Here is an 11,537-nt window from a genome sequence, read left to right on the forward strand (position 1 = left end):
CCCTTTAAGGAGGCCGAGATGGCAGTGCGCCCATCCGTTCATCGCGGCGGCACTCGGCGACGGCGATCGCCCGTCTTCCGAGCGCTGCTCGCCGGCGCGTTCAGCGTCGTGACCGTGGCCGCCGTCGCGGTCATGATGCCCTCGGCGAACGCCGCCGCGAGCACGCTCGGCGCGGCCGCCGCGCAGTCGGGCCGGTACTTCGGCACCGCCATCGCGGCGGGCCGGCTCAGCAACTCGCAGTACAGCACGATCGCGGCACAAGAGTTCAACATGATCACGGCCGAGAACGAGATGAAGCCGGAGTCGACGCAGCCCCAGCGGGGCCAGTTCAACTTCAACTCCGGTGACCAGATCTACAACTGGGCGACCCAGCGCGGCCTGAAGGTGCGTGGGCACACCCTGGCCTGGCACGCCCAACAGCCGGGGTGGATGCAGAGCCTGAGCGGCAGCGCCCTGCGTCAGGCGATGATCGACCACATCAACGGCGTGATGGGCCACTACCGGGGCAAGCTCGCCGCGTGGGACGTGGTCAACGAGGCGTTCAACGAGGACGGCAGCCGCCGCAGCTCCAACCTCCAGGGCACCGGCAACGACTGGATCGAGGTGGCGTTCCGCACCGCGCGGGCGGCCGACCCGTCGGTCAAGCTCTGCTACAACGACTACAACATCGAGAACTGGTCGTACGGCAAGACGCAGGGCGTCTACCGCATGATCCAGGACTTCAAGTCCCGCGGCGTGCCGATCGACTGCGTCGGGTTGCAGACCCACTTCACCGGTGGCAGCTCGCTGCCGAGCAACTTCCAGACCACGCTGTCCAGCTTCGCCGCGCTCGGCGTGGACGTGGCGCTGACCGAGGTCGACGTCACCAACGCCTCCACCACCCAGTACGCCGGGCTGACCCAGGCGTGCCTGAACGTGCCGCGCTGCATCGGCATCACCGTCTGGGGCGTACGCGACAGCGACTCCTGGCGCTCCAACGAGAGCCCGCTGCTCTTCGACGGCAACGGCAACAAGAAGGCCGCCTACAACTCCGTCCTCAACGCGCTCAACGCGGCCCCGCCGACCTCCAGCCCGACCGCGAGCCCGACGGTGAGCCCGACCGTGAGTCCGACGGTGAGTCCGACCACGAGCCCGCCGCCGAGCGGTGGCGCCGGCCGGATCGTCGGAGTGCAGTCGGGTCGGTGCATCGACGTGCCCAACTCCACGCAGACCAACGGCACCCGGGTCCAGCTCTACGACTGCCACAGTCAGTCGAACCAGCAGTGGACGTACACCAGTGGCAAGCAGTTGCGGGTCTACGGCAACAAGTGCCTGGACGCGAACGGCGCGGCCACCGCCAACGGCACCGCAATCATCATCTGGGACTGCGGCAGCGGGGCCAACCAGCAGTGGAACATCAACTCCAACGGCACCATCACCGGCGTGCAGTCCGGTCGCTGCCTGGACGTCTGGGGCACCGGCAACGGCCAGCAGGTCCAGCTGTACGACTGCCACGGGCAGACCAACCAGCAGTGGCGGACCGACTTCGGCGGCGGCACCACGCCGGCCCCCACCACGCCGGCCCCCACCACGCCGCCGCCAACCACCACGCCGCCGCCGAACAACGGCTGCGCGCTCCCGTCGACCTACCGGTGGTCGTCGACCGGCGCGCTGACGAGCCCGAAGAACGGCTGGCTCTCGCTCAAGGACTTCACCAACGTGGTCTACAACGGCCAGCACCTGGTCTACGGGTCATACGTCAACAGCAGCGGCCAGTACAGCTCGATGAACTTCGGCACGTTCACCAACTGGTCCGACATGGCCTCGGCCAGCCAGAACGGAATGAGCCAGGGCACCGTGGCGCCCACCCTGCTGTACTTCGCCCCGAAGAACATCTGGGTGCTGGCGTACCAGTGGGGACCGACCTCGTTCAGCTACAAGACGTCGAGCGACCCGACGAACGCCAACGGCTGGTCCTCGGCGCAGACGCTGTCCACGGCCACCCTCTCGGACGCGCCGTACGGTGTGATCGACCAGACCCTCATCGGTGACGACCAGAACATGTACCTGTTCTTCGCCGGGGACAACGGCAAGATCTACCGGTCGAGCATGCCGCTGGGGAACTTCCCGGGCAGCTTCGGCTCGAGCTACACGACGATCATGACCGACTCGTCCAACAACCTGTTCGAGGGCGTCGAGGTCTACAAGGTGGCGGGCCAGAACCAGTACCTGATGCTCGTCGAGGCGATCGGAAGCCAGGGGCAGCGCTACTTCCGGTCGTTCACGTCCACCAGCCTGGGCGGCTCGTGGACCCCGCAGGCCGCCACCGAGAGCAACCCGTTCGCCGGCAAGGCCAACAGCGGCGCCACGTGGACCAACGACATCAGCCACGGTGACCTGGTCCGCACCAACCCCGACCAGACCAAGACCGTCGACGCCTGCAACCTGCAGTTGCTGTACCAGGGCAAGGACCCCAACGCGAGCGGCGACTACAACCGGCTGCCGTGGCGGCCGGGTGTACTGACCCTCCAGCGCTAGGCGTCAGCCAGTTCGAGGAACGCGTGCCCGGCACCCGTGCGGTGCCGGGCACGCCCTTGGGTTCAGTCCGTCAGGTCGTCGGCGAGCAGGTCCATCAGCAGGGCGTCGTGCCAGCGGCCGTCCTCGCCGCGCTCGTACCGCCGCATGATGCCCACCGGGCGGAAGCCCACCTTCGCGTACGCCCGGATCGCGGCGGTGTTCGCCGCCGCCGGGTCGATGGTGAACCGGTGGTGGCCGTACTCGTCGATCAGGTGCCGGGCCAGGGTGCGGATGGCGTCGCCGCCGAGGCCCTCGCCACGGGACGCCGGATCGAGGAACACGTCCAGGCTGGCGTGTCGGTAGTCCGGGTCGGACTCGGCGTACCACTGGATCGCGCCGATCACCCGGCCGTCATGCTCGATGGCGTACAGCGTCAGGTCGTCGTCACCGAGGTCGGCGTGGACCGCGCCGGCCAGGTCGTCACCACCGCGCCACCACCGGCGTACCTCGGGGTGCGCCCGGATGGCCGCGAGGGCCGGCACGTCCGCGACCGTCGCCGGTCGCAGGGTCACCGCCCGCCCGCGCAGCATCGGCTCAGCCCCGGATCTCGCCGTGCTCGACGCAGACCGCCGACCAGCCGACCGGCAGGACCTGCACCTTCATCCGGCGTCGACAGCGCGAGCAGTAGCGCGGCGGCTCCAACTGCCGGGCCGCCGCGCAGCCCGGGTGGGGGCCGTCGGCAGCCGCCTCGCCGCACCTGTCGCACCAGGGCACGGCCGCCGACGCCGGGCCGCCGCTGCGGGTCGGTTCGGCGTCGGAGGTCGTCGTCATGGTCGTCACAGCGTGGCGGAGAGGGCCTTGACCGGCATCTTCAGCTCGTCCAGCAGGTCGAGGTCGGCGGTCGCCGGCCGGCCCAACGTGGTCAGGTAGTTGCCGACGATCACCGCGTTGATGCCGCCGAGCAGGCCGTCGCGGGTGCCCAGGTCACCGAGGGTGATCTCGCGGCCGCCCGCGTACCGCAGGATGGTGCGCGGCATGGCCAGCCGGAACGCGGCGATGGCCCGCAGCGCGTCCTTGCCCTCGACCACCGGGCGGTCGCCGAGCGGGGTGCCGGGGCGCGGGTTGAGGAAGTTCAGCGGCACCTCATGCGGGTCGAGTTCGGCGAGCTGCGCGGCGAACTCCGCCCGCTGCTCGACGGTCTCGCCCAGGCCGAGGATGCCGCCGCAGCACACCTCCATGCCGGAGTCGCGGACCATCCGCAGCGTCTCCCAGCGCTCCTCCCACGAGTGGGTGGTGACCACGTTGGGGAAGTACGACCGGCAGGTCTCCAGGTTGTGGTTGTAGCGGTGCACACCCATGTCGACCAGGTCGTCGACCTGCTCCTGGCTCAGCATACCCAGCGACGCGGCGACCTGGATGTCGACCTCGGCCTTGATGGCGGCGACGCCCTCGCGCATCTGCTTCATGAGCCGCGCGTCCGGGCCGCGCACGGCGGCCACGATGCAGAACTCGGTGGCCCCGGTCTTCGCGGTCTGCTTCGCGGCCTCGACCAGCGACGGGATGTCCAGCCAGACCGAGCGCACCGGCGAGGTGAACAGGCCCGACTGGGAGCAGAAGTGGCAGTCCTCCGGGCAGCCGCCGGTCTTCAGCGAGACGATGCCCTCGACCTCGACCTCGGGGCCGCACCACCGCATCCGCACCTCGTGGGCGAGTTGCAGGGCGGCGGGCAGGTGCTCGTCGGGCAGGGTGAGCACGGCGAGGACGCCGGCCTGGTCGAGGCCGACGCCGTCACCCAGGACCTGGGTGCGGGCCTGGTCGAGGATCTCTGGCATGGCTCGTACCCTACAAGGCCCCGGTCCGGCCGGGTACGACCTGCCGCCGGGGTCGACGCGAACCGGCGGGGCCGGGCCCGATCGCCGGCCGTGCGGGTCGGGCGACGCACCGCGCCTGCGGCAACCATCCGTGACGACGTTACGACGGTCCGTGGTGGCCGGTCTCGCTGCGGCTACGTTCGCCGCCGCCGTGCCTCGCGTACCGAATGGATTCGTCTGCTCGATGGTCGCGGGTGGTAATTTCGCCCGGCGGACGTCGGCGTGACCGGCGCGGACGGCGGTGAAGGGGTGACGGTGGCGGACTGGCTGGCGGCGCTCGATCGTCGCGCGCAGTTGAGGGCGAAGGCCGGATTGACCCGGCGGCTGCACCCGCGTCCCGCCGACGACCGGATGACCGACCTCGCCGGCAACGACTACCTCGGCCTGGCCACCCACCCGGAGGTCACGGCCGCGGCCACGGCGGCACTGTCCGCGTACGGGCTGGGCGCGACCGGTTCGCGTCTGGTGCGCGGCTCGACCGACGCGCACCACGCCCTGGAGGACGACCTGGCGCGGTGGCTGGGCACCGACCGGGCTCTCGTCTTCTCCTCCGGCTACCTGGCGAACCTGGGCGCGTTGCGGGCTCTCGTGCAGCCCCGGACCCTGCTCGTCTCCGACGCGCACAACCACGCGTCGCTCATCGACGGCTGCCGGATCTCGGGCGCCGAGACGGTGGTCAGCGCGCACGCCGACGTGACGGCGGTGGCCGCAGCGCTGGCCGTGGCGCCGGGACGCCCGGCGGTGGTGGTCACCGAGTCGGTCTTCTCGGTCGACGGCGACCTCGCACCGCTGGCCGAGTTGCACGCGGTGGCCCGCCGCTACGGCGCGCTACTGCTGGTCGACGACGCGCACGCGCTCGGCGTCACCGGTCCGTCCGGAGCGGGCGCGGTGGCCGCCGCCGGTCTGGCCGGTCAGCCGGACGTGGTGGTCACCGCCACCCTGTCCAAGGCGCTCGGCGGGGCGGGCGGGGTGGTCGCCGGTCCGGCCGAGTTCGTCCGGCACCTGGTCGAGACCGGCCGTACGTTCATCTTCGACACCGCGCTGCCGCCGGCCGTGGCGGCCGGGGTGCACGCCGCGCTGGGGCTGGCCCGAGCCGGTGACGACCTGCGCGCCGAGATCGCCGACCGGGTGACGCTGGCGGTCGGTCGACTGCGCGCGGCCGGGCTGACCGTCTCCGCGCCGGACGCGGCGGTGATCTCGGTGACGGCGCCCGGTCCGGAGGCCGCGACGGCCTGGGCGGCCGACTGCCGGGACCGGGGCGTCGCGGTGGGGTGCTTCCGGCCCCCGTCGACCCCGGACACCCGCTCCCGGCTGCGCCTCACCATCAGCGCGGGGGTGCCGCGGGCGGACTTCGAGCGGGCGCTGGACGTCATCGTGGACGGTGCCCCATGAGCGCGAGGAGTGAGCCGGTTTTGCGAGCCCCGCAGTCGCGTACAGAGCTGGTGCCGTGAGCGCGTGGGAGGGGCCGGTGCTGGTCACCGGCACCGACACCGAGGTGGGCAAGACGGTCGTCACGGCGGCGATCGCGGCGGCGGCGCAGGCCGCCGGCCTGCGGGTGGCGGTGGTCAAACCGGGCCAGACCGGCACGGCCAGTGGTGAGCCGGGTGACGTGGACGCGGTCAACCGGTTGGCGGCCCCGCTGACCGGTCGTACCCTGGCGAGCTTTCCGGACCCGCTCGCGCCGCTGGCCGCGGCCCGGGTCGCGGACCTGCCCCCGTTGGAGCTGTACACGGCGGTGGACGCCGTCCGCGCGGAGGCGGACAAGCACGACCTGGTCCTCGTCGAGGGGGCCGGCGGTCTGCTGGTGCCGATGGGGCTGCGCCCGTCCGGCGAGCCGTGGACGATGGCCGACCTGGCGGTGTCCCTCGGCGCGCCCGCGGTCGTGGTCGCCCGCGCCGGGCTGGGCACGCTCAACCACACGGCGTTGACCCTGGAGGCGCTGGACCGTCGGGCGGTACCGGCCGGAGTGGTGATCGGGGCCTGGCCGGCGTCGCCGGAGCTGGTGCACTGGACGAACCTGACCGACCTGGTGCCGAACCTGCTGGGCGCGGTGCCGGCCGGGGCGGGCGCGATCGATCCGGGGGTGTTCCGGCGGTCGGCGCCGGGGTGGCTCACTCCGGCGCTGCACGGGGTGCTCGACGACTGGCGCGTCTGGGCCGAGGAGAGCAGCTGAACACCTGACTTTCGTCGGTGTCCGGGCAGGTCGTGCGTGGGTAGCGTGGCCGCCGTGAGGATCCTGGAGCCGTCCGTGCCCGGGGCGCCCCGGTGGCGGCGTCCACTGCGGGACGTGTCGCTCTGGGCGCTGGTGGCCGCGCCGATCGCGGCCGCGCGGGTGACTCCGCCGTACCCGCGTTTCGGGGTGGCGCTGTTGTTCGGCTCGCTGGCGCTGCTCGCGGTCGCCGTCGCGTCGGCGCGACGGTGGCCGCTGGTGGGGTTGCTCCTGGTGGTGCTCGGTTCGCTGGTGGACGGCAACTTCGTCTTCGCCATCCCGGTGTTCAGCTATCTGAGCGGCCGGCGCAGCGCGACGGCGACGCCGGCGGCCGTGCTCTTCGGCGTGATCGCCGTCGGCGGCACGGTGCTGAACCTCGGGTTGCTCGGCACCGGGGCGGCGACCTGGTTCCTGTTGGCGTCGGTGCTGCTGTTCGGCGGGGTGTTCCCGTGGCTGGTGGGTCGGTACCGCCGGCAGCAGCAGGCGCTGACCGACGCCGGCCGCCGGCACGTCGAGGCGGTGGCGCGCGAGCGGCGTGGCGTCGCGGAGCGGATCCGGCTCCGCGAGCGGGCGCGGATCGCCGAGGAGATGCACGATTCGCTGGGTCACGATCTCAGTCTCATCGCGGTGCGGGCCGCCGCGTTGGAGCTGGCCGACGACCTCGCTCCGGCGCACCGGGCGGCGGTCGGGGAGCTGCGGGCCAGCGTGGCGGCGGCGGCCGAACGCCTGCACGACATCATCGGGGTGCTGCGGGAGGAGGGCGGCCCGGCCGCTGTCCGGCCGGTGGGGGAGACCGTCGTCGACCTCGTCACCGGGGCTCGTGAGGCCGGGATGGCGGTACGACTGGACGCGCCGCCGGACACCCTGCGCCTGCCCGGCATGACCGGGGCCGCCGCCCACCAGGTGGTGCGGGAGGCGCTCACCAACGCGGCCCGGTACGCCCCGGGCGCCCCGGTGACAGTGCGCCTGGCGTCCGACCTGGACGGGGTCGAGGTGCGGGTGCGCAACGCCCCGCCGCCGGCCGGTCCGCTGCCCCGACCGGCCTCCTCGGGTAGTGGTCTGGTCGCGCTCGCCGAGCGGGTACGCCTGGCCGGCGGCGTCCTGGACGCCGGCCCGGCCCCGGACGGCGGATTCGCGGTGCGGGCCCGGCTGCCGCTCGCCGCCGAACCGGGGCTGTCAGCGGTGGCCCCCGCCAGCGGGACGTTCGAGGACGTCCCCGCGTCCGGGGGCGTTTCGGAACGGCCGCTCGACGCCGAACGCCGGCTGCGCGAGGCTCGTCGCCGGGCTCGACGGAGCCTGCTGACTGCGCTCGCGGCTCCGGTCGGCTTCGGGCTGGCCCTGTCGCTGGTCTACTACCCGTTCGCCACGGCCGGCACGGTGCTCGACGAGTCGACGTACGACCAGATGCGGCCCGGCACGGCACGGGCCGACCTACCCGGGCTGCCCCGCCGGCAGCTCGCCCCGCCACTCGGTGTCGCGGCGCCGGGCTGCGAGTACTACACCGACGGCAACTTCCCCCTCGCCGAGGCGACGTGGCGGCTCTGCTTCACCGACGACCGACTGGTCAGCAAGGAGCGCATCGCGTAGTGGACACCGACACGGCACCGGCCGCGCCCGTCCGGGTGGTCCTGGCCGACGACGAGGCGATGATCCGGGCCGGGGTCCGGGCCATCCTCGCGGCCGACCCGGGTATCGAGGTCGTCGCCGAGGCCGCCGACGGCCGGGCGGCGGTGGAGCTGGTCCGCGCGCACCGGCCACGGGTGGCGTTGCTGGACATCCGGATGCCCCGCCTGGACGGCCTGGCCGCGGCGGCCGAGATCCACCGGTTGGCGCCGGCCACGGCGACGGTGATGCTGACCACCTTCGGTGAGGACGACCACGTGGCTCGGGCGCTCGGGCACGGCGCGAGCGGGTTCCTGCTCAAGGCCGGCGATCCACGGGAGTTGATCGCCGGGGTGCACGCGGTCGCCGACGGCGGGGCGTACCTGTCGCCGCGGGTGGCACGTCGGGTGATCGAGCTGGGCGCCGGGCGGTTGGCGCGCCGGCCCGCCGCGCGGGACCGGACGGCCGGGCTGACCGAACGGGAACGCGAGGTACTGGCGCTGGTCGGCGCGGGGCTGTCCAACGCGGAGATCGCTCGCCGGCTGCACCTGGTGGAGGGCACCGTGAAGAGCTATCTGACGAGCATCTTCACCCGGTTGGAGGTGCGCAACCGGGTGCAGGCGGCGATCCTCGCGTACGAGGCGGGGCTGGTCGAGCGGTGAGCGGGGGCCGGGAGAGCCCCCGCTCACCGCCTCAGGCGTCGCGACGGCGGAGCATGGCCCGACCGAGCAGCAGTGCGGCACCCGCCCACCCGGCGAGCAGCAGCAACCCGATCACACCGGGGTACGGGTCGGTGTCCCCGGCGAGGAAGTGCCCGCCGGCCACGCCGGGAAACACGTCGGCGATCCGGTTCAGGACGGTGATGTCCGGCTCCTGGAGCGACAGCGGCACGATCGTCAGGGTGGCGAAGAGCACGATGATCGTGAGCACCGCGCTGCGGAGTGCCGCGCCGAGGCCGAGCGCGAGGACGCCGACCAGGGCCAGGTAGGTGGCGACCGCCACGATGTCGCCGATCGTGTCGGCGGTGGGCGCGCTGCCCCAGTCGCCCAGCACCGGGCGGGCGACGAGGGCGCCGACACCGCCGAGCAGCAGCCCGAGGGCGAAGGTGACGGCGCCCGTCACGACGGCCTTGGCCAGCAGCACCCGACCGCGTGCCGGGGTGCACTGGAGGGCCGTCCGGATGGTGCCGCTGGTGAACTCGGTGGTGATGGCGAGCAGACCCACCGCCAGTACGGCGTACTGGGTCAGCTCGATCGCGTCGATCAACACGGTGCCGACGGTGACGATGCCGGCGTCGTCGGCGGGGTCGTCGTTGGTGTTGGAGTTGGCCGCGTAGATGGCCAGCTGTCCGGCGCTCGCGGCCATCACGAGCAGCCCGGCCACCATCGTCCACCAGGTGCTGCGTACCGAGAACAGCTTGGTCCACTCGGCGGCCAGCGCGCCGGGGAAGGGACGGGTAGGCGTGGCGGTCCGCGTGCTCATCGGGCGTCACCTCCGGTCGGCCCGCCGGCGTACTCGACGCTCTCGGCGGTCAGCTCCATGAACGCCTGCTCCAGCGACGCGCCGTGCGGGCTCAGCTCGTGCAACCGCACCCCCAGCTCGTACGCCAGGTCGCCGATCCGGTCCACGGTGCTGCCGGTGACGCTCAGCTCGTCCGGTCCGGCCCGCTCGACGGTGCCGCCGGTCGCGGCGAGACGGGCGGCGAGGGTGGCGAGCCCTTCGCGGTGCGGGCTGCGGACCCGTACGACGACCGCGCTGCTCGCGATCACGTCGCCGACCGGGGCGTCGGCGAGCAGCCGTCCCCGGCCGATCACGACGAGTTGGTCGGCGGTGAGCTGCATCTCGCTCATCAGGTGACTGGAGACGAAGACCGTCCGGCCCTCGTCGGCGAGCGAGCGCGTGAGCTGACGTACCCAGCGCACCCCGTCCGGGTCGAGACCGTTCACCGGCTCGTCGAACATCAGCACGGGCGGATCGCCGAGCAGCGCTCCGGCGATGCCGAGCCGCTGTCCCATGCCGAGGGAGAGGGCGCGACCCGGCTTGCCGGCGGCACGCCCGTCCAGCCCCACGGTGTCGAGCACCTCGTCGACGCGGCGGGCGGGGATGCCGTTGCTGCGGGCCATGGCCAGCAGGTGCGCCCGTCCGGACCGGGTGGGGTGGATGGCTCGGGCGTCGAGCAGGGCCCCCACCTCGTGCAACGGCCGTCGCAGTTCCCGGTACGACCGCCCGGCGACGAGCGCCTGCCCGGCGGTGGGCCGGTCCAGGCCGAGGATCATCCGCATGGTGGTGGACTTGCCGGCGCCGTTGGGGCCGAGAAAGCCGGTGACCCGGCCGGGCGCGACGTCGACGGTCAGGGCGTCGACCGCGACGGCCGACCCGAACCGTTTCGTTAACCCACGTAATGTGATCATGAGTTGACGCTAGGCGTCGGCCGCCCCGGCTCGCCGCGCCCGAACGGCACCCACCAGCACTGACTTTCGTCAGGTCGCCCCGGGTCAGCGGAGGTAGTCCTCCAGCAGCGCCGGGGTGAGTCCGGCCCGGTGGATGGCCTTCAACGCCGCCAGGAGGTCGTCCATCAGCGCCGGCCGGAAGTGCATCAGCAGCACGTCGCCGGGCTGGACCACCTTCTCCGCGGTCTGGTAGCGCACCTTGCCCTCGTGGACCGTCTCGGACCAGTGCAGGACCGCCTTCGCGCCGCAGTCCCGCGCGGCCCGGAGCGTGGTGCTGTCGTACTCGCCGAACGGTGGGCGGAACAGGGTCGCCCGCTGGCCGAACAGCGTCTCAAGTTTGTCCGCCGCTCCGCAGATCTCCTGCCTCTGGTAGTCGTACGACCGGCCGGCCAGCGAGTTGTGCCGGATGGTGTGGTTCTCGACGACCCCACCGGCGACCTGGATCTGGCGGAAGTAGACGTCGTGCTCCTGGGCCGCCGGTGAGTTCAGGAACATGGTGACCGGGATGTGCGCGCGGGCGATGAAGTCGGGCACCGCCGGCGGGCGGGCCAACCCGCCGTCGTCGATGGTGATGAAGGCGACCTTCTGGTCGGTCGGCAGACGGTGCCAGAACGGGATCGCACCGGTCACCGGCAGCGGCACCGGTTCCGGAGGTGGCGCTGCGGGGAAGGTCGGCGCCTGCGACACGTACCAGTCCAGGGTCCCGCGTGCCGGCGGGGCGGTCGGCGACGGCGAGGCCGACGGGGACGGCGTGGTGGACAGGATCGGTACGGCCGACGGGCTCGGCTGGGCCGCGATCTGCCGGGCGTGGAACGCGGGTCCGGCTGCGCAGGCACTCAGCGCCAGCAGGGCCAGAAGCGTTACCACTGCGGAGATGCGGCGCGGGTGGGCTGATGACACGCCCGGAAA

The 11,537-nt window shown here is 72.7% G+C and carries 11 protein-coding genes; 5 read left to right on the forward strand and 6 right to left on the reverse strand.

Annotation, left to right across the window (positions count from 1 at the left end; translation table 11 throughout):
• The first annotated feature begins 18 nt into the window (after positions 1–18).
• Positions 19–2,517 (forward strand): non-reducing end alpha-L-arabinofuranosidase family hydrolase, encoded by a 2,499-nt coding sequence (locus AB0B55_RS08660; protein WP_357122920.1) that lies wholly within the window; start codon positions 19–21, stop codon positions 2,515–2,517.
• 62 nt (positions 2,518–2,579) lie between these two features.
• On the opposite strand, the gene AB0B55_RS08665 is transcribed toward AB0B55_RS08660, so the two are convergent.
• Genes AB0B55_RS08665 through bioB form a run of 3 tightly spaced genes read right to left on the reverse strand, consistent with a single transcriptional unit; the run spans position 2,580 to position 4,328 of the window.
• Entirely contained in the window at positions 2,580–3,086 is a 507-nt protein-coding gene (locus AB0B55_RS08665) for a GNAT family protein (RefSeq protein ID WP_357122923.1), read from the reverse strand.
• Between the two features lie 4 nt (positions 3,087–3,090).
• Positions 3,091–3,327: a hypothetical protein gene (locus AB0B55_RS08670; RefSeq protein WP_355051765.1), complete on the reverse strand. Its 237-nt coding sequence runs from the start codon at positions 3,325–3,327 to the stop codon at positions 3,091–3,093.
• Positions 3,328–3,332: 5 nt separating this feature from the next.
• Entirely contained in the window at positions 3,333–4,328 is a 996-nt protein-coding gene (gene bioB / locus AB0B55_RS08675; RefSeq protein WP_357171302.1) for a biotin synthase BioB, read from the reverse strand.
• Positions 4,329–4,622: 294 nt separating this feature from the next.
• On the opposite strand from bioB, the gene AB0B55_RS08680 reads away from it, so the two are divergent.
• From AB0B55_RS08680 to AB0B55_RS08695, 4 genes are all read left to right on the forward strand, one after another.
• Entirely contained in the window at positions 4,623–5,759 is a 1,137-nt protein-coding gene (locus tag AB0B55_RS08680) for an 8-amino-7-oxononanoate synthase (protein ID WP_357123386.1), read from the forward strand.
• Between the two features lie 76 nt (positions 5,760–5,835).
• On the forward strand, positions 5,836–6,540 hold the full coding sequence (bioD, locus tag AB0B55_RS08685) for a dethiobiotin synthase (RefSeq protein WP_357123389.1): 705 nt from the start codon (positions 5,836–5,838) through the stop codon (positions 6,538–6,540).
• A gap of 54 nt (positions 6,541–6,594) precedes the next feature.
• Entirely contained in the window at positions 6,595–8,163 is a 1,569-nt protein-coding gene (locus tag AB0B55_RS08690; protein WP_357171304.1) for a histidine kinase, read from the forward strand.
• Positions 8,163–8,840 (forward strand): response regulator transcription factor, encoded by a 678-nt coding sequence (locus AB0B55_RS08695; RefSeq protein WP_357122935.1) that lies wholly within the window; start codon positions 8,163–8,165, stop codon positions 8,838–8,840. The genes AB0B55_RS08690 and AB0B55_RS08695 overlap by 1 nt, the downstream gene beginning before the upstream one ends.
• Before the next feature lie 31 nt (positions 8,841–8,871).
• Here the strand turns inward: AB0B55_RS08695 and AB0B55_RS08700 are convergent, their stop codons facing one another.
• The 3 genes from AB0B55_RS08700 to AB0B55_RS08710 all read right to left on the reverse strand — a co-directional run bounded on the left by AB0B55_RS08700 (position 8,872) and on the right by AB0B55_RS08710 (position 11,528).
• Positions 8,872–9,660: an ABC transporter permease gene (locus AB0B55_RS08700; protein ID WP_357122939.1), complete on the reverse strand. Its 789-nt coding sequence runs from the start codon at positions 9,658–9,660 to the stop codon at positions 8,872–8,874.
• A complete protein-coding gene (locus tag AB0B55_RS08705; RefSeq protein ID WP_357122942.1) occupies positions 9,657–10,589 on the reverse strand; it encodes an ATP-binding cassette domain-containing protein in 933 nt (310 codons plus the stop codon). The genes AB0B55_RS08700 and AB0B55_RS08705 overlap by 4 nt, the downstream gene beginning before the upstream one ends.
• A gap of 84 nt (positions 10,590–10,673) precedes the next feature.
• Positions 10,674–11,528 carry a polysaccharide deacetylase family protein gene (locus AB0B55_RS08710; protein WP_357122946.1) on the reverse strand — a complete coding sequence of 285 codons (855 nt, stop codon included), beginning with the start codon at positions 11,526–11,528 and terminating at the stop codon, positions 10,674–10,676.
• Positions 11,529–11,537: the final 9 nt, after the last annotated feature.

This window comes from Micromonospora sp. NPDC049107, assembly GCF_040648595.1.
GTDB lineage: Bacteria > Actinomycetota > Actinomycetes > Mycobacteriales > Micromonosporaceae > Micromonospora.